The sequence below is a fragment of the Pseudogemmobacter hezensis genome, from assembly GCF_013155295.1.
Taxonomy (GTDB): domain Bacteria; phylum Pseudomonadota; class Alphaproteobacteria; order Rhodobacterales; family Rhodobacteraceae; genus Pseudogemmobacter; species Pseudogemmobacter hezensis.
This window is the reverse complement of record NZ_JABJXT010000032.1, coordinates 12,016-29,155: the sequence shown is the minus strand read 5'-3', so window position 1 is coordinate 29,155 and position 17,140 is coordinate 12,016. Positions and strand designations below refer to the sequence as shown.

The 17,140-nt window shown below is 61.0% G+C and carries 25 protein-coding genes; 8 read left to right on the top strand and 17 right to left on the bottom strand.

Translation table 11 applies throughout. The annotated features are described in order from the left end of the window. Positions 1-196 precede the first annotated feature (196 nt). Both HOY34_RS20675 and HOY34_RS20670 read right to left on the bottom strand, forming a co-directional pair. Positions 197-922 (bottom strand): phage antirepressor KilAC domain-containing protein, encoded by a 726-nt coding sequence (locus HOY34_RS20675; protein WP_172366404.1) that lies wholly within the window; start codon positions 920-922, stop codon positions 197-199. A gap of 43 nt (positions 923-965) precedes the next feature. Beyond that, positions 966-1,172 carry an Arc family DNA-binding protein gene (locus HOY34_RS20670; protein ID WP_172366402.1) on the bottom strand — a complete coding sequence of 69 codons (207 nt, stop codon included), beginning with the start codon at positions 1,170-1,172 and terminating at the stop codon, positions 966-968. Positions 1,173-1,271: 99 nt separating this feature from the next. Here HOY34_RS20670 and HOY34_RS20665 point away from each other — a divergent pair, with 99 nt between their 5' ends. The 3 genes from HOY34_RS20665 (at position 1,272) to HOY34_RS20655 (ending at position 2,829) form a co-directional block, all read left to right on the top strand. Further along, on the top strand, positions 1,272-1,589 hold the full coding sequence (locus HOY34_RS20665) for a YlcI/YnfO family protein (protein ID WP_172366400.1): 318 nt from the start codon (positions 1,272-1,274) through the stop codon (positions 1,587-1,589). A gap of 35 nt (positions 1,590-1,624) precedes the next feature. Next, positions 1,625-1,972 (top strand): Rap1a/Tai family immunity protein, encoded by a 348-nt coding sequence (locus HOY34_RS20660; protein WP_172366398.1) that lies wholly within the window; start codon positions 1,625-1,627, stop codon positions 1,970-1,972. 371 nt (positions 1,973-2,343) lie between these two features. Beyond that, positions 2,344-2,829: a hypothetical protein gene (locus HOY34_RS20655; RefSeq protein WP_172366395.1), complete on the top strand. Its 486-nt coding sequence runs from the start codon at positions 2,344-2,346 to the stop codon at positions 2,827-2,829. 254 nt (positions 2,830-3,083) lie between these two features. Here HOY34_RS20655 and HOY34_RS20650 read toward each other — a convergent pair whose 3' ends face one another. Further along, positions 3,084-3,653, bottom strand: coding sequence for an excalibur calcium-binding domain-containing protein (locus HOY34_RS20650; RefSeq protein WP_172366393.1), 570 nt, complete (start codon positions 3,651-3,653; stop codon positions 3,084-3,086). Positions 3,654-3,810: 157 nt separating this feature from the next. On the opposite strand from HOY34_RS20650, the gene HOY34_RS20645 reads away from it, so the two are divergent. Together HOY34_RS20645 and HOY34_RS20640 are read left to right on the top strand one after the other, a co-directional pair. Continuing rightward, a complete protein-coding gene (locus tag HOY34_RS20645) occupies positions 3,811-4,152 on the top strand; it encodes a DUF4236 domain-containing protein (protein ID WP_172366391.1) in 342 nt (113 codons plus the stop codon). A 45-nt stretch (positions 4,153-4,197) separates the two neighbouring features. Further along, positions 4,198-4,515, top strand: a complete 318-nt coding sequence (locus HOY34_RS20640) for a hypothetical protein (protein WP_172366389.1) — start codon at positions 4,198-4,200, stop codon at positions 4,513-4,515. Between the two features lie 4 nt (positions 4,516-4,519). Here HOY34_RS20640 and HOY34_RS20635 read toward each other — a convergent pair whose 3' ends face one another. The 5 genes from HOY34_RS20635 to HOY34_RS20615 all read right to left on the bottom strand — a co-directional run bounded on the left by HOY34_RS20635 (position 4,520) and on the right by HOY34_RS20615 (position 9,547). After that, entirely contained in the window at positions 4,520-7,402 is a 2,883-nt protein-coding gene (locus HOY34_RS20635) for a tape measure protein (protein ID WP_172366388.1), read from the bottom strand. Beyond that, the gene (locus HOY34_RS20630) at positions 7,399-7,668 is read right to left on the bottom strand and encodes a hypothetical protein (RefSeq protein WP_172366387.1); all 270 of its coding nucleotides are present in this window, start codon (positions 7,666-7,668) and stop codon (positions 7,399-7,401) included. The genes HOY34_RS20635 and HOY34_RS20630 overlap by 4 nt, the downstream gene beginning before the upstream one ends. A 110-nt stretch (positions 7,669-7,778) precedes the next feature. Further along, complete coding sequence (locus tag HOY34_RS20625) at positions 7,779-8,192, bottom strand: phage-derived protein YdaY family protein (RefSeq protein WP_172366386.1); 414 nt, start codon at positions 8,190-8,192, stop codon at positions 7,779-7,781. A gap of 95 nt (positions 8,193-8,287) precedes the next feature. Beyond that, positions 8,288-9,004 (bottom strand): hypothetical protein, encoded by a 717-nt coding sequence (locus HOY34_RS20620; RefSeq protein WP_172366385.1) that lies wholly within the window; start codon positions 9,002-9,004, stop codon positions 8,288-8,290. A 66-nt stretch (positions 9,005-9,070) separates the two neighbouring features. Further along, complete coding sequence (locus HOY34_RS20615; RefSeq protein ID WP_172366384.1) at positions 9,071-9,547, bottom strand: phage tail terminator-like protein; 477 nt, start codon at positions 9,545-9,547, stop codon at positions 9,071-9,073. Between the two features lie 3 nt (positions 9,548-9,550). Here HOY34_RS20615 and HOY34_RS20610 point away from each other — a divergent pair, with 3 nt between their 5' ends. After that, positions 9,551-9,742, top strand: coding sequence for a hypothetical protein (locus HOY34_RS20610; RefSeq protein ID WP_172366383.1), 192 nt, complete (start codon positions 9,551-9,553; stop codon positions 9,740-9,742). Here HOY34_RS20610 and HOY34_RS20605 read toward each other — a convergent pair. Beyond that, positions 9,711-10,169, bottom strand: coding sequence for a hypothetical protein (locus tag HOY34_RS20605; RefSeq protein ID WP_172366382.1), 459 nt, complete (start codon positions 10,167-10,169; stop codon positions 9,711-9,713). The two genes, HOY34_RS20610 and HOY34_RS20605, sit on opposite strands and share 32 nt — an antisense overlap. An 87-nt stretch (positions 10,170-10,256) precedes the next feature. Between HOY34_RS20605 and HOY34_RS20600 the strand changes: the two genes are divergently transcribed. Then, complete coding sequence (locus HOY34_RS20600; RefSeq protein WP_172366381.1) at positions 10,257-10,445, top strand: type II toxin-antitoxin system HicA family toxin; 189 nt, start codon at positions 10,257-10,259, stop codon at positions 10,443-10,445. Positions 10,446-10,500: 55 nt separating this feature from the next. Then, positions 10,501-10,899, top strand: a complete 399-nt coding sequence (locus tag HOY34_RS20595; RefSeq protein WP_172366380.1) for a type II toxin-antitoxin system HicB family antitoxin — start codon at positions 10,501-10,503, stop codon at positions 10,897-10,899. Between the two features lie 155 nt (positions 10,900-11,054). On the opposite strand, the gene HOY34_RS20590 is transcribed toward HOY34_RS20595, so the two are convergent. The 8 genes from HOY34_RS20590 to HOY34_RS20555 all read right to left on the bottom strand — a co-directional run bounded on the left by HOY34_RS20590 (position 11,055) and on the right by HOY34_RS20555 (position 17,137). After that, the gene (locus HOY34_RS20590) at positions 11,055-12,101 is read right to left on the bottom strand and encodes a hypothetical protein (protein WP_172366379.1); all 1,047 of its coding nucleotides are present in this window, start codon (positions 12,099-12,101) and stop codon (positions 11,055-11,057) included. After that, complete coding sequence (locus tag HOY34_RS20585; protein ID WP_172366378.1) at positions 12,101-12,451, bottom strand: hypothetical protein; 351 nt, start codon at positions 12,449-12,451, stop codon at positions 12,101-12,103. The genes HOY34_RS20590 and HOY34_RS20585 overlap by 1 nt, the downstream gene beginning before the upstream one ends. Positions 12,452-12,459: 8 nt before the next feature. After that, positions 12,460-12,765: a hypothetical protein gene (locus HOY34_RS20580; protein ID WP_172366377.1), complete on the bottom strand. Its 306-nt coding sequence runs from the start codon at positions 12,763-12,765 to the stop codon at positions 12,460-12,462. Between the two features lie 117 nt (positions 12,766-12,882). Continuing rightward, the gene (locus tag HOY34_RS20575) at positions 12,883-13,203 is read right to left on the bottom strand and encodes a hypothetical protein (RefSeq protein ID WP_172366376.1); all 321 of its coding nucleotides are present in this window, start codon (positions 13,201-13,203) and stop codon (positions 12,883-12,885) included. A gap of 48 nt (positions 13,204-13,251) precedes the next feature. Further along, on the bottom strand, positions 13,252-13,644 hold the full coding sequence (locus HOY34_RS20570) for a hypothetical protein (RefSeq protein WP_172366375.1): 393 nt from the start codon (positions 13,642-13,644) through the stop codon (positions 13,252-13,254). Between the two features lie 56 nt (positions 13,645-13,700). Further along, positions 13,701-15,014: a phage major capsid protein gene (locus tag HOY34_RS20565; RefSeq protein ID WP_172366374.1), complete on the bottom strand. Its 1,314-nt coding sequence runs from the start codon at positions 15,012-15,014 to the stop codon at positions 13,701-13,703. 28 nt (positions 15,015-15,042) lie between these two features. Then, positions 15,043-15,726 carry an HK97 family phage prohead protease gene (locus tag HOY34_RS20560; RefSeq protein WP_253944586.1) on the bottom strand — a complete coding sequence of 228 codons (684 nt, stop codon included), beginning with the start codon at positions 15,724-15,726 and terminating at the stop codon, positions 15,043-15,045. Further along, a complete protein-coding gene (locus tag HOY34_RS20555) occupies positions 15,701-17,137 on the bottom strand; it encodes a phage portal protein (protein ID WP_172366373.1) in 1,437 nt (478 codons plus the stop codon). The genes HOY34_RS20560 and HOY34_RS20555 overlap by 26 nt, the downstream gene beginning before the upstream one ends. Positions 17,138-17,140: the final 3 nt, after the last annotated feature.

Sequence of the window (17,140 nt, the reverse complement as noted above, 5' to 3'; positions counted from 1 at the left end):
TTCATTGTCGAGAACCAAGCGCACAGCGCGCTCGCGAACCTCAGCGGAAAACTTGTTCGTCGTCTTGCTCATGATGCTCCATCCTACTCAGGAGTTGGAGCCTCCGGCAAACCCGGTGCGGTTCAGCTGTATTCGGAGACCTGAACAGAAACCCGCGTCACCACGGAATTGGGGTTCTGCGGGAAGTTGACCACGTTCACGCCGCCGCTCCTTCCTTTGCGAAGATCTGAGCCAGCCGCGCCATGCCCTTAGGCGTGATTTTCAGCTGAACCTTTGTCCGCTCCTGCCCAGTCTCTTCAACCAGGTAAGTGACGGTCTCGTGTTCGAGATAGCCCTGCTTCATCTTCTCTGCATAGGCCTGCCAGGTCTTGCCTTGCTTGAAGGCCCAGTTGTGAGAATAGAGCCACTGGAAGAACTTTTTCTCCGCCACGCCCAGAGCCTTTGCAGCAACGCGCGGGATAACCGACCCCTCAGACGATCCGAGACGGGCCATCGCAGCAACGACCGGCTTCATCGCCTCGATTTCCTCGTGCTGCTCAGCGGCAAGACGGAGAGCTTCTCCGAAGGAGCGGGGGATGGAGAAGCCACCATTGGCCTTTTCTTCCTCTAGCTCCTGCCAGCGATCCACGAGGCGAGCCGTGAACTCGGGCGAGAGCTGTGCCACCACCACAAAGCTGTCGCGCTTCTCAAGTTGATACACAGATGTGGTGCGCTTGCGACCCATCGCATCAGTATCTTGTTCGTCCGCCATTGGCGGTTGGATAATCACGCCGCGATCTGCAAGCCGCTTGATGCTGCGCTTCACATCGTCATGGCGGCTCTCGACCAACTCGGCGATCTCGCGCGACGACATGGTCAGCGGCGCACCCATCGCGCCCGCTAGCATCGGGATCATTCCCGGATTATGGTGTTCGGTATGCATCTTGGCTCCTCTAAAGCCAGGTTGACAGGGACGCCGCCTCTGATCAGGCGGCAGTTTCGACTTCGGCAGCAGGGGCTTGGACGCCAATCTCACCCCCTGCTGCCGCGCTCAGCACCTTGACGAAGTGGGTATTCATCGAACGCCCCGCCTCAGATGCCTGCTTCTTCATTTCTTCACGCAGCCAAGAAGGCATCCGAATGGTGTAGGACACCACATCGCCTTCTCCTGACCTGCTCTGGATAGTGACCATGTGGCCCTCCATAGGGTTACGGTAATACGCACATTACCGTCATACGATTGCCGGTCAAGGAAAAACATTACAGTAATGCGATCAATCAAGGAGAATCGCATGGCAACCGTTGGCAGGGGCGCAGATCAGTACACTGTCCGGTTCCCGGACGGGTTGCGGGATCGGGTTAAGAATGCTGCCGCGCTCACAGGGCGAAGCATGAATGATCTCATCGTCGCGGCACTGGAAGAGAAATATCCGGCCACAGATTTCGACTATTTTGACCTTGGCGAGTTCCTTGATCGCGTCAACTCAGCCAGATCACGGCAAGAGAAAGATGATCTTCTGAGAGTTCTCCAAGACTTTCTCCGTGCCTCGCGGGGCGCCGTGGAAGTCTACGCGGACAGCAACGGCGAGATTATGCTTCACGCAACTTGATCCACCCCCACCCGATACCCCCGAGGAGTGATGAGATGAAATGGAAAATCACAGTTTTCCTTGTAGCCTTGGGTGTATCTTCTCAAGCGAACGATGTTGCGGCACAGAATTTCTTCAACGGCAACGATCTCCTAATGCACTGTCAGCCCCGCTCCACTTCAGTCACGGGCTATGTCGTTGGCGCTATTGACGTATATCGCATCGCTAACGCCATCTCTCCTCACTCCGTCTTTGGAATGTGTGTGCCGAAGAACGCCACAGCCGCCCAAGTGAGTGATGTATTCTGCAAGTACATTATCGAGAACCCTGCTCAGCGCCACTATGCAGCGGGATCTCTGGTCTGGACAGCGATGAATGAAGCTTGGCCCTGCCCGGCGCCCTGACGCCAATATCTGAGGAGTAGCTCCATGCAAGCCACCCCCGACTTCACCGAACCGCTCCTGATGATCCTGACCGCATGGCCGGGGCTGGCTGGCGTGGTGTTCCCGCTTGCGCTGCTTGGGCTCGCGTGACGCCATGAGCCTGTTCGGCCTACTGGTCCTCACCCCTGTGTTTGTCGGCTTACCGTGGGCCGTTCCGACGCTGATCAGCGCGGTTTTCTAATGGCCTGGGCGCTCCTGCTCGCCGCCCCCGGATGGTGGCCGGTAATTGTGGCAATCGACTTCTGGCTTCTACCCGCGTGACCGCACGCGCCGGTTGACTCCCCTCTCCCCGCCCGCCGACCATGGCGGGATTGGAATCAGGGAGGATTACTGTGGGCGAGCTATTGGACCGCGCATATCAACGCGAAATTCTACAGGCTCTGGCATCTGTGTATCCACAATCTCCAAACCTGCGAAAACTGTTTGGCGAGATGGACGACAAGTTTCAGGTGAACGCCGTCTATCTTTCAGAGCACGAGCTGATACGGGCAAACTTGAGGCAGGCAATCAATGCCCCTCGATCCGTTATTCAAGCTGAAATTACCGCCCGCGGGCTGGATTTCCTTCAAGATGATGGCGGGCTATCCGCGATCCTCGGCACGATCACTGTCAAGCTGCATGACGACACAATCCGCGCCCTTCTGATCGACAAGGTTCAGAAATCCGATGCGGCGCCCAGCGTAAAATCCCGGTTGGTCGAGACGATCAAGGGCCTTCCGGCTGAGGCGCTGAAACGGCTGGCACAGAAGGCCATGGATGCAGGGATCGAGCAGATTCCGGAAGCAGCTGAACAACTTCAAGGATGGCTAGGCCTTTAATGAAAGCTACCCAGCGGACCAGCGCCCGGCCGATGCCTCCCTGCGGCCCAGCGAGTTCGATTTCCACCGCCGCCCCCTTGTGAAAGTCATATCCGCTCGCATCTTCAGGCTTAACCGACATGCGGATTTTACTGGCGCTCCCTTCATCGTTCATGTCGAACCAGATCTCTTGAACCACAAGCATATCTCTCTCCCTGAAAGGATTTCCCATGAAGGTGGCCAACGAAAAAGGCCGCCCGAAGGCGGCCTAACAATCAGCAACCGTAAACTTTATTTCCACTGGCGCTGTAGTAGTATCTGCCACCCCTTGGGCCGGTGTAACAGGTCCGGGAAGATGATCGCCTTGGAGCCGAAGCGCGAACCGGGGCTGGTTTATACCTTTTCGCGCTAGTTTTCAGCTCCTTCCCCCACTCACAAGCATTTCCATCTCCGTCACCGTCAAGTCCATGTGGATCGCGGTTCGGCCCGCCGTTGGCTATGAAGAAGCGTTGCGCCTCACCGGCAGAGGCGAAATCAGAACAGTTTTTATCATCTCGCACAGATGATGCTGCCTGCGACCGCGAGTAAAGCGCCCGCCCTACTGTCGCTTCGGTTCTCGCCCCCACATAAGACTTGCTCCCGTAGGTCGTGGTGCATTGCAGCACCCCGCGCGCTCCGAGTTCAGCTTCAACCTCAAGGAGATTCACCCCAGTTGCCGAAAGGTGCTGTGTGCACAGAGATGCCGTTGATTGCGTGCTTAGGGACGCACTGCGAGAAGCCGGTGCGTCGCACGAAGCAAGAGCGACGATTGCCCCCAGCACCACAAAAAATTTCCCAGAAATCATAGATCCTCCCAATAATCAGGAGGGATCAAAGTCCACATTGCACCGATTCTCCAAGCATAATCGGTGACTCGATCCTACCAAATGATGCTGCACGTTAGGCGTTGACAGTTCGAATATGGTCTCCGAGCCTTACAACCATAGGGAATCGGGTTTTCATATGGCATTACGTTTCAGGAAGCGCATTCGCATTGCGCCCGGCATAAAGATCAACATCACCCAGAAGGGCATCACGAGCGCCACGATTGGGCCTCGCGGCCTCAACGTGAACGTGGGCAAAAAAGGCAAGTATCTGAACGCGGGGTTGCCGGGGACCGGGATCTACTCCCGCACCCGGATCTCAGCCGGGGAAAAGCCTGCTCCGAGTGAGCAACGGACACATCGTGCGCCCGATCAGCACTCCAACATTCGCCCAACCGAGAAAGAGCCCGGATTATCCGAGGGGCTTATAGCAATCAGCCTGATAGCTTTCCTTGTGATAGTAGCCATTTACGTGTTCTGATCGTGACCGGACCCCGCCATCTCTCAAGTTTTAAAGGACCACCCAATGAAACGCATTCTCACCCTTGCCGCCGTGGCGCTCGTTGCGGGGTGTGTTGACACGATGGGCGTGACCCCAACGACAGCTGTAGCGATGATGAAAGGCGACGGCTCGGTTCACACTGCCTCAGATGGCAAAAAGACGTTTCACTTCGTTGTCCCAGCAAACGCCTATCGCGGTATTATTGATGATCCAGCCGAACTCAGGAAGCAGCACGAGTATCTGATCGGCCAGTGGGCATCTGGCAAATGTGACAGAGGGTATTCGATTACCGAGGTGCGAAATATCAGCGGAATGACCTCTTACACTGGCCCCTGCCGCTGACGCATCACGACGAATAGGTTAGCACTACGCCACGCCGTTTGAGTTCCTTTTGCACAGCATCGGTCATGCCAATGACCTGTTTTCCGCTATAAAGGCTGTCAGGGTCCAAGCCCTGGATGGTGACCGCCACGGGGGTAGATTGAACGCTTTGTGCAGTTGCGTTTGCTCCCCCTCCGGCGCCACCGCTGGATCCCGACGAGCCGCGCCCCGATCCCAATCCTTGGGCCACACCTGCGGCAGCGATGAGGCCCATCTGAACCTTTCCATAAGCTGCAATCTTTGCGGCAGCAGGCGGCCCAGCAATAGGGCCAAGCTCGGCAAGCGCCCGCATCGATGCGGCAGCAGTATTCTGCGCCGTCTCCGCAAGTCGAAGGGCGGTGTTGATACCGATCTGAGCGATTGCCGCCAGTCGGCTCTTACCGGAAAAAATGCCAAGCAAATTGCCCAGCTCGCCGTACATACTCCGCTGCGCCTCCAACTCCATCTGCCGGTGCTGGTCATTGAGATCTTTCAGCCGCTGTTTGTGCTCCGCCTCCAACCGCTCAATCGCCCCATGCTTCCCGCCGAGGAAATCAAGCTCCTGATCGGTGTAGCTGTTGATCAGGGCTTGGCGGGTGCCATACCATTCCTCCAGAAGCTCGCGCTCGGTCGCGAATTCCGTGATCAACGCCTCAAGGCCTGATTGGCGATCAGAGCTTCCTCCACCGCCACCACCGCCAATCTTGGAGTTGTCGCCCAGATCCACGGTGCTTTCGCGCCAATTCGGCCTCACCCCACCGAGCCCCGGAATAACCGGATTGCCGGCAGCGTCCACCTCGGTCGCGGTCAGGGCGCCTTTTGCCCGCACGGCGTCCCAAAGCTCAGTGGCGAGGGAGGCTGCATTTGCGATGGCCGTAGAGAGCCAGCTATCACCGGGCTGAGTGTCCCGGATCTTGACCAGCCAGTCATAGGCGGCCTGCAAGGGCGGCGAGAGCTTCCCGATCTCGACCTTCCAGCCCTGCGTCTTGGCCTCCAGCCGCATCATTTCGTCGTATTGTGCCTTGATCGCGGCCTTTTGCTGGTTGGAAACGTCCAGGGCGTCGATCTTGGCATGCTGGATTGCCCGCTCGTATTGCAGCTGCACCTGCATGTATTGGGCGCTGTCACGGCCATATTGCTGCTCGGCCTGGGCTAGGTCGATCCGTTGCTGATAGCTGCGCTCCAGTTCCTGCGCTGATGCGAGGGCCTTTTGCTGCTCCTCGGTCAAATGAACAACTGCAGCTGTGCCGCCGTCCACGGCGGTCTTAAAGCGCCCGCCCGCGTTGGCCATGGCATCCAGAACGGCCTGAGCCTCAATCAGTTCAACCTGCAGGCGCTCGACTTCTGACACAAGAAAATCGACCCCTGCGCCCTGGCTGAGCGAGTAACCGAAGATATTCGTCATAAAGCCGGTGCCGTCCATCCGGCGCTGTGCAATCTCCAGCTGTTTGGTGATCGCATCAACGGCAGCCTGCGCTTCGTCCTTCGCCCGCTGCCAGCTTTCAGCCGTATTCAGGCGGTAGAACTCATCCAGCGCCGAGTTAAGCGATGCCTGGGCGCTGGCAGTCGCAGCAGCGGCCGCCGCATATTCATTCGCACGCTGCGTTCCGTTGAAGAACGCCAGCCCAAGGGCAACAGCCGCCCCAACTGCGATGCCAATGGGCCCACCGACGAACGTCATTGCGGCCCCAAGTGCCCGAGCCCCGGCCGCATGAACTACCATTGCGGCCGCCATGGCCCGTGACGCAGCCGCACCCGCGATACTGCTGGCGGTCATCAGGTTCTGCGCGACCATCCACGCCCGCAGGGAGATCAGCAGGGCAGTAATCCGCGTTGCGGCCAGCACCAGCACCGCCTGCCCCAGGAGAGTGAGCGAGGCGGTCGCTGTGTCGGCCCAGGCAGCGAAATCGGTCTGAGAAAGCGCCGTGAGCCACTTCGACAGGTCGTCAAGCTGGGTCGCAAACCAGAGGGATGCCCCCGTTGCCTGGTCGAAATTACCGACCAGTGCCAGAAGCGAATTGCCCACCTTGGTAAATCCGTCCGCTACGGTCGCATCCATGCTGCCGGCAACATCTCGTACATCCTCAAGCGGCTTTATGATCGCATCAGCAATGACTTGCCCGGTGATCTTGCCTTGAGATGCGAAGTCCCTGAGGCCCGAAACCGTTGTGCCGAGTTCATCTGCAAGGGCCTGCGCGACCCGGCCGCCATTGGCCAGAACCGTTTCCAGTCCGTCAGCCTGCAAGCGCCCGGTGGCCATAGCCTTCGAAAGCGCGTCTTGCACTGATGCTGCCCGCTCGCCCTTGGTCGCGGTGATCACCAGCATGTGGTTGAGCGATTCCGTGAAATCGGCGGCCTGCCCCGCATTCTTGCCCAGATCGCGCAGCACAGCGACGTTGCGGGCATACATCTGCACGGTCTGATCCAGGGGCGAGTAGCTGGCCTGTGCAATCTCAAGCATGCGGTTCATCATGCCGCTGGCTGCGTCCATGTCACCAATGGCCGCTCCGAGCGTGCTGCGCATATCTGACCAGCTATCTGCCAGCTTCACATATGCACCGACCGAGAATGCCGCAGTTGCCATGGCAACAAGCGACCCGGCCACAGTTCCAGCCCGCTCCGCGAGGCGGTGCAGGGCACCTTCGGTCGTGCGGCTGTCGTCGCCCAGCTTCTTCGTGTCGGCCGCAGCTTTCCGGGCTTTACCGCCCATCTCGCCAGCTGCAGCCCCGGCCTTTTTCTCGGCCGGAGCCAGCTTTTCTGTCGCCTGTTCCGCCTCGCCAGCAGCCCTGGACAGCTTTTTCAGATCCTCGGTCGCCACGACAAGGCTGGAGGAATCGGCGCGAAGGCCGAGGGCTGCAATCTCTGTCATGATTTCACGGCCCCCATTTTCGCCCTGAACATGTCGCGGGCGGGATTGTCGCTTTCCGGAATATCCGGCTCACTGCGCTGCGATTTCAGGAACACCTCGTCCAGCGCTCGCATGCAGGCCCTGAACATCTGGCGATCCTCGTCCGGCCACCCGGCTGTGTGGCGATCTATCGAGGCGGCAGGCAGCTGGCCGATCCAGCCATCCCCGCGCTGCCGATCCGAGGAGAGTTCGTAGAAATCGGCCAGCCAATCCTCGGCCCCAGGCATGATATCCGGGGGCCAAAGGTGTTCAGGGATCGGCTTGCCGCGCTTTTCCAGCCGCTTGCGCCGGGCCTCGGCTGCCCCGGCATCCTCCAGCGCCCATTTGAGCGCTGCGGTCAGTTTCCCGCGATATCCTCGGTGCGATCCGCATCGCCATTGGCCACGATCTTCGAGGCCCAGGCCACAGCGTCCGCAAATTCCTGATAGTCCGGATTGGTCAGCCATTCCTTCGCCAGATCGGCGTCAAATTTGACGGGCTTGCCGCCATCGGTCAGCCCCTCCCAGTCGAGCAGCACGACCTCGTGCAGCACCTCTGAGGTCACGCGCAGCACCTCTGAGAACACGGGCATCCCATCCCGGCCCCGCTTATCCTTCGGCACAGCACGCAGCTTGCGGGCCCGCAGAGCGGCAACCTTGGGGCTGTTCTCACCCCGGACACGCAGGCGCAGGTCGCCCATCTCGGGGATTTCGCCAACCCATTGCCCCTCGGTCGAGGCGGCAACGTCCTTCTTCAGGCTCTGAATATCCATGATCGTTCTCCGTGGTCCGGTCCATTGGTGGAGCCAGCGGGCGGACCAAACCCGCCAGCCCCGGTATCCGCCGCGCAGGGTGAGCGCGGCGAATGTCAGATCTCGATTGCCTGGCAGATCGGCTGGATCGGCAGGTTCAGGAGGCGCGTGGCCGAGGCATCGCCGCCCGTCTTGGTGCCGAACATGGCGAAGCCGAAAAACAGGTCCGTCTCGCCCGGCTCGCTGGCATAGGCGGTGTGAACCCCGGTTCCGGCCGCCGTGGTGGCGATGGCCGCGCCGCCGATGCTGGCCGATACGCCGAATGCGTTGGATGTAAGGCCCGCCGAGGCGACGAAATACGTGGTGCCAGCCACCAGCGGCGCAGGCAGCGTGCCCGTGGTCTCAAAGCGCACCGGGGTGCCTGCGGCCAGACCGTGGCCATTCCAGCCCACCACCCCGGGCGAGGCATTACTGATGGTGACAGCGCCTTCCTCACCGCAGTCTGCGCCCCATTCGATCTTGAAAGCGAAGGGCTTGCACGACCGCTGAGCGACGCGGAAAGCAGCCTGACCGGGATCATCACGCATCGGGATGAAGGTGTTCGACATGATCGGAAACGAGATCGTACCCTTGCTGTAGATCGTGATGTTCTGGTTGATCAGAGTCTGGCTGAGGGTTTCCTGCTCAGCGCCCAGATCCCCGGTCTGCTGCCAGCCGCCGATCTCAAGCCAGTTCGACTGGCCAGCGAAATCCGCAGCCATGACGGTGGATTTGTAGGGCACGCGGCTGCCGATAAAGGCCCGCGAACCAGCAACCTTTTGCAAGCCTGCCATTGCATTTCTCCATGCGAAAAAGCCCGCGCATGGCGGGCGGTTGATTGGTCCGATTTCGGCTTTCGGTCAGGCGTAGGTGCGCCAGGGGATATTGACCGGGATCCGCCACCAGCTGCCGTCCCGGTAGCCCTCAGCTACATGCGCGACACTGGTGACCCGGACGCGGACGGTCTGGAACGACAGGCACAGATCCTGTGGGAAGTGCGCCCCGATCTGGCCAGCGATCTCCTGGATGACCTCGACCCGCTTCCCGATGGGATGGGCCAGAACGATTGTCAGGATGCCAGTGCGCTCGTTTGTGCTCTGGCCGATCAGGATGCGGCGCGGCGGCGCAATGATGTTGTTGATGGACAGGAACGGCCCCTGCCCCGGTTTGTAGGTGTCTGCCGGCCATGCGATGGGCATCGGCAGGATCGACAGGCTCTCGATGCGCTTTCGCAGCGCGGACCAGATCAGGCTCTCGACAGATGGCATCACGGCCCCCATGTTGGCGCGATGGCCCAAAGAAAACTCACTGACAACGAGGTGCAGGATCTCCTGCACAACATGATCGGCATGCTGCGCTCAGCCCAGGGCAAGCGCTGGCGGGCCCAGACCCCGCACGGCGAAACCGCCCTGCGAACCGCGGCAAAGCTGCTGACAATCTCGGTCGCCGTCCTGCATATCGACACCGCAAAGCAAATGGCGAAGGATCAGGAGGATGGGTTTATACCGCCCGGCCCATTACCTGACCTTTGATCTCTTCGGCGGCCAGCTCCACGATGGTCGGCCAGACGCTGGCCGCATATTCCACAAAGCCAGCCCCGGCCTGGTTATAGAGCCGTCCCGTCTCATCCATGCCAACAAAGCCATAATTCATGCGGCGGGCATAATTGGCCTGAAACCCGAGGCTGATAGCATCACCGAGGATCGCCTGCGCCACGACCGCGCCAACATCGGATCCGGCGTATTTCTGATCCGGGCCGCCCTGGCCCGGCATATCACCGATCCGGGCCACAAGGCTGCGGACCAGATTGCCGGTCCTGTAAGGCGTCCTGCCGCCATTTGACCGGGACAGGCCCAGTTCATCCGCGAGAAGCTCGACCGCCCTTTGGAACACCGCCAGCAGCCGGGCCTCGCTGTCCCGCGTCCACTGATCCACCATCGCCGCGAAGCTCTGCGCCATCGTCGCCCCATTATGTGTATTTATTTACACACGCTCATTGACAGACACCCTGGCGGTGTGTATATATTTACTCAGAAAGGAGGGGCGATGGAGCTGGAAACCAACTCACGAAAGCTCCTGAAAGTTCTGAAAGACGCGGGTTTCGAGGAGGTGTCCAAGCGCGGATCACACCTCAAGCTTCGGAAAGGCGAGATAACCGTTATTCTGCCGCACCCGAAGAAAGACCTGCCGCTCGGAACTGTCAGGAGCATCTACCAACAGGCCGGGCTTCTTTAGCCCGGTCTACCCATCGTCCCTCTATGGAATCGCAACGAAGCATAGGAAGTGCAAGATGCGTTATTACACCGCTATCGTTCATCAGGACGGGGATAGTGCCTTTGGTCTGACCTTCCCCGACCTCCCTGGTGCCTTTGCAGCCGCCGATGACTGGAATGGCATTTCTGCTGCGGCAACCGAGGCCCTTGACCTCTGGTTCGAAGACCAGCCGGATATCGCGCCCGCCTCACTGGATGCGATCCGCCTGCGCACCGATGTGGCCGAGGCTTTGGCTGCCGGGGCAGTGCTTCTCCCTGTCCCCTACATCCCGGCTGATACGGCCGTTGACCGCGTTAATATAACCCTTGAGCGCGGTTTACTCCGGGCAATCGATGAAACCGCCAAAGCCCGGGGCATGAACCGTTCGTCGTTTCTCGCTTCAGCTGCGCGGCGGGAATTGGTCGGGGCGGCGTGAGTCGCCCCCTTCTCCCGCAGCTTCCGCCTTGCCTCCCGGTGCCCCGATCATATGCCTGACGGCCTGCCCCGTGATATTTGCCACTCTCGCCACATCGAGCGCGATCATGGCCTCAAGCCAGTCGGCCCTCATCTGCTGGCAAGGCCCCTCACACATCAGGCCAGGTTCCAGGTGTGATCGAGGCGAAAGGTCGTGTCGCAGGTGCATCCCGCAGTTTCTGACAGCGGCGCAGCCGGATCATGCGCGAACTGAATGCTTGCGCCATTCGCCAGCTGGAAGGGCGTATCGAGGCCGCGAACCTGCTGATTGTTCGCCTGCACATGCCACCAGCGCGGCTCTTTCACGCCGCCACCGTGCCGCCAGGACTTGATCACGGCGCTGGCCGGAGCCCCGAGCTTGTCGAGCACCTGCTGCCATTCTTCCCGCCGCGCCGACATGACGGCCGACGCCGTTTCCTTCTGCGCGATCAGCTTTGCCCGCTCATTCAGAAGCTTGTTCTTATATTGACGCAGGCTGACTTCCCGATCCGGCCCGGAAACAGCCTCGCCATTGCGCCAGGCCCGCAAGATCCGCGCTTCGGTCGCGGCGTTGACCTTGTAGCGAACAGCCGGAACGCCGTCGCGCATCACGACCAGATCCCGCACCCCTTCGGCAGTCTCCATGGCTCGGGACAAGGCCAGAAATCGATCTGCTCGCGGCCCGTCCAGCTCGATCACGCCGCCTGCGCGTCTGCCGCTGACCACGCGCCCCGCCAAATCAAGTGCGATGCTGTGCGGGTGGCGCCCGGCCTGATAGCCGGTCAGAATCGACTGGCGGGCCACGTCCTTTGCTGTATCGGCCAGTCCGGTGATCATCTCGCCGACATTCTGGCTGATCCATGCCTCTGCCCTGGGGTTGGTCATATCGAAGCGAAACGACACCCGGGATCCGGCTGGCGCATTGATGGTGGTTGCAGCAAGCACTCCGCCCTGGGCATAGGCCGAGGTTGCGGCGGCGCGATATGCCTCGAAAGCGGCTGGCTCGATATTCAGCGCAGCAATGGCCCGATCAACGTCCTGCCGCTCCAGCGCCGCCCTCAACCCGCCCCAGTCAATGCTGGCCCGGATATCCTCCCAGGCCGTGATCACCGCCCTCTGCAACTCCGGCGACAGCCGCGCGATCAGGTCGCGGAAAAGCTGCGATTGACGGTCGCGCCGGGCCATCAGCGATCCGCCCAGATTGTGAAATAGACAGGCTGCCCGCCAGCCGGGAACGGCTCAGCCCTGACGATGGTCGCCGTTTCGTCGCCAGCAGTGATCAGGTCACCCTCTTGCGGGATCAGCACTTTCGGCACCGCGATCATGAATTCGAAATCCGTGGTCACGACCGTTTCGCCCGATCGGTATCTGCCCGAGCCTTCCCCGAATTGCGGAACCGTTTCCGTTGCCGTCTGGCCGGGAACGTCGATCCAGAGTTGTTCCGGGTCGGGCGTGCCCGGCGTGGTGCGCGTGATGGTCAAGGTGTTGCCGACTGAGGCGAGGCCCGCGTGCACATCGGCGGCGATGGCGGTCAAGTTTTCACTCATGCCCAGGCCCAGCCATTTTCTGCGCCCTCTGGCCCGATCAACCCGAACAGCAGCCCCTCGATGTTCTCCGGCAGCTTTCCGGCGACAGTGCCCGGCTTGCCACCAGCGAGCGTCCAGGACAGCTTTCCTGCCCCGGTCAGCACCTTTTCGGGCGGTGCAGTGTTCAGAGAGCCCGGTGTAACGGCCTCGATCAGTGCCGCCTCTGCGATGGCGTATTTCACCGCATCCGGCACCGGTTCGAACGTCACGCCCGGAAGCCATCTATCGTTGAACTGCGCGGCGATTGCACGCTGCCCACGCATAATGGCTTGCCTCTGTGTTGCCTCATCACCCGGCCAGCCGGTGACGCCTGCGGCAGACAGGTATGCTGTCGCCTCCGCAGGCGTGACAGCGGGCTCGGTGAAGTTCAGGGGCATCGCTTAGCCCTCAGGCGTGCTGACGAACATCACGGCCAGCAGCTCTGCGCGCAGCGTTTCGACGCTCTTGCGCTTATCAGCATCGGCGCCATGGACTTCCAGCAGGTCAACGATCTCAGTCTTGTCGGACAGCGCCTCGATGGCCTCACGGCTGAACGGGTCCGCCTTGTTCTCGGGTGTTCCGCCACTGGCCTTGGTCACATAGCCCTCGGCCTCAAGCCCTGCTATCAGCGCCTCCGGCAGGTCAACCGGCTTGCCCTCAACAGCGTGTTCCAACGTCACTCCGTCACGGCTGAACGGAAACGGCTTGTTTGCAATCAGCATATCTCATCCTCCTTTGGAATACCGGGGCCAGACCAGCCCCGGTCAGGATCAGGTTGTCGGTGCACTGCGCGGGTGACTCAGGATCACCGAAGCACTGGCGGCGATGCTGGTGCCGCTGTTCAGGGTCAGCAGGACGCGCACGTAGCGTTTAATGCCCCGATAACCCTGGGTGACAGCCGCATTGGCCGCGAGAACGGATGGCAGCGCTTCGATAAGGTCGATGGCCGGAACGTCCACGAAGTCGCCGCTGGTCGTAGTATCGGAATGTTGCAGCTTTGCGGTGAAATTGCCCGAGCCAGCAATGGCGCCGGTCAGGATCTCAACGGTCACGCCCTCGAAACCAAGGGTGTCGATTGCGGCCGAGGTGGCGGTTTCAGTCAGCACCGCCGGGGCAACAGCAAGCACCGGCTTGATGTTGTGTTTCAGGTCACGGGAAGCCATGTCAGGCCCTCCTCTGGAATGGGTAAGGGCGGGCCGGTGATGGCCCACCGCTGTGATCAGGCCGCCTGACAGGTCAGGGTGCGGATAGCCTCGGCCAGCGTCACCTGACCGCCCACGCGCTTGCGCAGGATGAAGCGGACATTGCCCGCGGTCGCCTGGGTGTAGGGATCGCGGAGCATTTCCATGCTGATGCGGTCGATCCAGGTATAGGCCCGACGGAAGTCACCATAGGCCACCGGCTTCGCACCCGCGCCCTCACCCGGCATGTCGGGAAGCTCGACATAGGGATCGCCGTCGATGGTGTTCGGCTTGCCCTGGGCAATGCCCGGCATCCAGAGATACTGGCCGGTGCTGTCCTTCAGCTTGCGAATCGAGCCCAGCGTGGTGCGGTTCATCACGAAGTTCGCGCTACGGGTATAGGCGGTCTTGATCGCGTGCTTCAGCGTCAACAGGCCATCGGCGGTGACCGTGGTGGCCGCGCCGCTGATGGTGGTTGCCACGCCCGCAGCGCTCATGAAGCCCTGGGGCTTGCCGACACCATTGCCGGTGACAAAAGCTGCGCCCTCGGCCACCGCGAATTGCTCAATGGCCTCCATGGAGATTTCCTGCTCCATGTTGAAGGCCGAGTCTTCGAGCATCTGGTTGGAGATGTCGATCAGGGCATAGACCTCGTGGGTCGGGATGGATTCGACGCCATAGGCGAGCCCCGGGGTTTCTGAGCGCGTGCCCTGCTCTGCCACCCATTGCGCTGCAAACTGGCCGGTGCGCTTCGGGATATCGACCGATTTCTGCGCCGTGGTGCGGACGCGTGCGAGCGAACGGACCGGACTGATTTCGGTCTCGCCCTTGATGATCTCGCGGACCAGCTCCACCGGAGCCAGATAACCGCCGGCGGTATCGACCGAGACAGACAGGGCCTTGAACTCCTCGGCCACGTCTTTCAGGGCCTTCTGCTGGTCCTGCGACAAATTGATCACGCCAGCGGTCGCGGCATCCACCACGGCGCGCGCCCAGATATCGACACGGCCAGCCTTGACCTCCGGGATAACGCCGGCCGTGGTGCGGCGCATCGCGGTCTCGATGGTGTCGAAGCGGGTTTTCAGTTCGTCCAGCGCCTCGGCCTTCTTGGTGGCCTCGGTCAGGCGCTGATTCATGCCTTCGAACTTGTCGAGATGGGCATCGAGCTTGGCGAGCTTTTCGGTGGTGACCGGATCGGCCGCACCCTTGGTCTCGATCTGTTTCAGACGCTCGTCATTCGAGGTTTTGTACTCCTCGAAGCCGGTCATAACCTGCTTGATCGCGTCCTTGACAACATCCGGCGGGGCCTCGCTTTTCGTTTCAAGCGGGCCGAAGTTGTGATGGGCACCCATGCCACATCCTCCTGTGATGGTTGAAAGGTCAGCGGCGAAAGGCGGCCGCAAGCGCGTTCAGGGCCTCAGCGACCCCGTGACCATCCCCACCGGCATCCCGCTCGGCACGCATGGCTTTGAACCCCTCGGCCAGCAGGGCCTTGGCGTCTTTCGCAGGCAGGCGCGGCAACGTCCCGTTCACCAGCGCCTCCTCGAAATCTCTGATCGTTTTCAGCTCGGACAGCGATTTGATCGTGGCAACGGTCGCGCTTTCCAGCATCGGGAAGGTCACAAGTGACACCTCGCGCAGTTCGACCTCTTTGAGACGGCGCGTCTCGGTCTCTCGGTCGTATTCGTCCAGAACCGTGCGATACCCGATGGAAAGCCCATCGAGCGCGCCGGCAGTCATCAGTTCGTGCGCCTCGCGGCCCTTCTCAAGCCCGAGGATCAGCTTGCCCTTGACATAGAGCCCGCGATTATCCTCGCGTACCTCCAGCCATTTTCCGATGATCTTCTCGCGGTCGTGCTGCCAGAGCATCTTGATACGCTCAGCCGGGCGGCGGATCAGACTGTCCCGAAACGCCCCGGACAGAACCACGTCCCGGCCCTGATCCACCTCGCCAAAGATCGAGGCATAGCCCTCGAACTCTCCGGCCTCGGCCAGTGCCTTGATGTTCTCGACCGGCGCAGCCTTGTTCAGGCCCGCATCACTCTTGGTCTGCATCAGCTGCATCGCCAACATCCTCTTTGGGCGGCACCGGCTGGCCCGCGTCAATCTCATCCTCGACCAGCGCGTAACCGCCCGAGCGGATAAACTGATCCAGCGTCATTTTCGCGCCGATCAGTCCGACCTTGCGCATGTAGCGGTAGAGCGGCTCCAGCCCGGCGGCATCAATCATTTCCTCATCGCGAAGGGCGGACAGAACGGCGCTATCCACCTTCTCGACAAACGCCTTGTCGCGCTCCCCGAACTGAAGCATCGCACGGGCCTCGACCGCATCGATCACGCCAGCGTTGAACAGATCCAGCGCCGACTTGCGGCGGATCTCGCGGCGCGGCTCTAGTGCCGAAATGCCATCCTCATCAATTCCGAGGCGCAGGCCCTCACCGAAACGCGGGCAAAGCCAGGCATTGAGGTTGTCCACCATCTGCTCGACCAGCGGCAGGACCGTACGCTCATAAAGCTCCAGATTGGCCTCGGCCCGGTTCGAATAGGTGGACTCGCCCGGTATCAGCAGCATCGCCGGTACGCCGATGGCAGCCAGCACATCGCGGGCCGAGTCGTTCTTGCCTTCCTGGAAGTCCATATCCTTCGGGCTGGTGCCCATTTCTTCCCAGGCCACGTCGCCGGAGAACACAAACGGCTTACCGGCCTGCTGTGGGCCAACATGAGTGTCGTGCAGCTTGTCGCGCGCGGCGTCGATCATGCCTTGTGGCGCGGCAGAATATGTCCCGTCATTCAGCTTGATCGGCTTGAATACCAGTGCGCCCGATGGCCTGGCGCCATTGTCGAGCAAGGCCTTGTTGTGCGCCGATGCGGCGTTGTGCCGGTCGATGCCATAGGCGGCCGCCTCGATCCGGCTCATGCCGTACCAGTCATCCAGCGGGTGGAAGTCCTTCATGTGCAGGATAGGCCCCGCCCCCGTCAGCGGATCAGCGCGCCAATCCTTCGGAATGCCGTTTACAGTGTAGCGATAGCCCTCGGGAAAACCGAAGCGCCCGGCGATGACTTGCATGCGGTCAGGGCGGAGGGGCCATAGCTCTTTCGGCATGCCGAGATCCGGCCCCACAGCCTCGATGTAGCTGTTCCCGGCCAGCAGGAAATAGGCATAGACGGCCTCGAAGAACGCCGCGCCGGAATATGCCCCGGATGGCTTATTCAGCAGCTCCAGCAGCGGGTGGCTCTCGATCTCTTTTCCCGCCTGATCGAACAGCAGTAACGGAACCCCGGCGGCGCAGCTGGCCACCATTTTAACTGCCCGAAAGGCAATGGCGTTCTGCTGATATCCTTCCTTCGCCAGCGAGGCGTAATCGCGCGGTGTCCAGACGGCCTGCCCGACGAAGATCCGGGCGATGTTCGGGCCGACAGCGCTGAATTTGCGCTCCGGAACCGGGTCGCGCTTTCCGAATGGCCATAGGCGCATGGG

What these genes read in the sequence shown, in the direction of transcription:
- HOY34_RS20565 (WP_172366374.1), bottom strand. Translation starts at nt 15,014, where the DNA reads ATGGGTGCCCATCACAACTTCGGCCCGCTTGAAACGAAAAGCGAGGCC.
- HOY34_RS20560 (WP_253944586.1), bottom strand. Translation starts at nt 15,726, where the DNA reads ATGCAGCTGATGCAGACCAAGAGTGATGCGGGCCTGAACAAGGCTGCG.
- HOY34_RS20640 (WP_172366389.1), top strand. Translation starts at nt 4,198, where the DNA reads ATGAAACGCATTCTCACCCTTGCCGCCGTGGCGCTCGTTGCGGGGTGT.
- HOY34_RS20610 (WP_172366383.1), top strand. Translation starts at nt 9,551, where the DNA reads ATGATCGGCATGCTGCGCTCAGCCCAGGGCAAGCGCTGGCGGGCCCAG.
- HOY34_RS20630 (WP_172366387.1), bottom strand. Translation starts at nt 7,668, where the DNA reads ATGCCTGGGGCCGAGGATTGGCTGGCCGATTTCTACGAACTCTCCTCG.
- HOY34_RS20590 (WP_172366379.1), bottom strand. Translation starts at nt 12,101, where the DNA reads ATGGCCCGGCGCGACCGTCAATCGCAGCTTTTCCGCGACCTGATCGCG.
- HOY34_RS20575 (WP_172366376.1), bottom strand. Translation starts at nt 13,203, where the DNA reads ATGCTGATTGCAAACAAGCCGTTTCCGTTCAGCCGTGACGGAGTGACG.
- HOY34_RS20600 (WP_172366381.1), top strand. Translation starts at nt 10,257, where the DNA reads ATGGAGCTGGAAACCAACTCACGAAAGCTCCTGAAAGTTCTGAAAGAC.
- HOY34_RS20555 (WP_172366373.1), bottom strand. Translation starts at nt 17,137, where the DNA reads ATGCGCCTATGGCCATTCGGAAAGCGCGACCCGGTTCCGGAGCGCAAA.
- HOY34_RS20605 (WP_172366382.1), bottom strand. Translation starts at nt 10,169, where the DNA reads ATGGCGCAGAGCTTCGCGGCGATGGTGGATCAGTGGACGCGGGACAGC.
- HOY34_RS20620 (WP_172366385.1), bottom strand. Translation starts at nt 9,004, where the DNA reads ATGGCAGGCTTGCAAAAGGTTGCTGGTTCGCGGGCCTTTATCGGCAGC.
- HOY34_RS20580 (WP_172366377.1), bottom strand. Translation starts at nt 12,765, where the DNA reads ATGCGTGGGCAGCGTGCAATCGCCGCGCAGTTCAACGATAGATGGCTT.
- HOY34_RS20660 (WP_172366398.1), top strand. Translation starts at nt 1,625, where the DNA reads ATGAAATGGAAAATCACAGTTTTCCTTGTAGCCTTGGGTGTATCTTCT.
- HOY34_RS20595 (WP_172366380.1), top strand. Translation starts at nt 10,501, where the DNA reads ATGCGTTATTACACCGCTATCGTTCATCAGGACGGGGATAGTGCCTTT.
- HOY34_RS20670 (WP_172366402.1), bottom strand. Translation starts at nt 1,172, where the DNA reads ATGGTCACTATCCAGAGCAGGTCAGGAGAAGGCGATGTGGTGTCCTAC.
- HOY34_RS20625 (WP_172366386.1), bottom strand. Translation starts at nt 8,192, where the DNA reads ATGGATATTCAGAGCCTGAAGAAGGACGTTGCCGCCTCGACCGAGGGG.
- HOY34_RS20675 (WP_172366404.1), bottom strand. Translation starts at nt 922, where the DNA reads ATGCATACCGAACACCATAATCCGGGAATGATCCCGATGCTAGCGGGC.
- HOY34_RS20635 (WP_172366388.1), bottom strand. Translation starts at nt 7,402, where the DNA reads ATGACAGAGATTGCAGCCCTCGGCCTTCGCGCCGATTCCTCCAGCCTT.
- HOY34_RS20645 (WP_172366391.1), top strand. Translation starts at nt 3,811, where the DNA reads ATGGCATTACGTTTCAGGAAGCGCATTCGCATTGCGCCCGGCATAAAG.
- HOY34_RS20650 (WP_172366393.1), bottom strand. Translation starts at nt 3,653, where the DNA reads ATGATTTCTGGGAAATTTTTTGTGGTGCTGGGGGCAATCGTCGCTCTT.
- HOY34_RS20570 (WP_172366375.1), bottom strand. Translation starts at nt 13,644, where the DNA reads ATGGCTTCCCGTGACCTGAAACACAACATCAAGCCGGTGCTTGCTGTT.
- HOY34_RS20665 (WP_172366400.1), top strand. Translation starts at nt 1,272, where the DNA reads ATGGCAACCGTTGGCAGGGGCGCAGATCAGTACACTGTCCGGTTCCCG.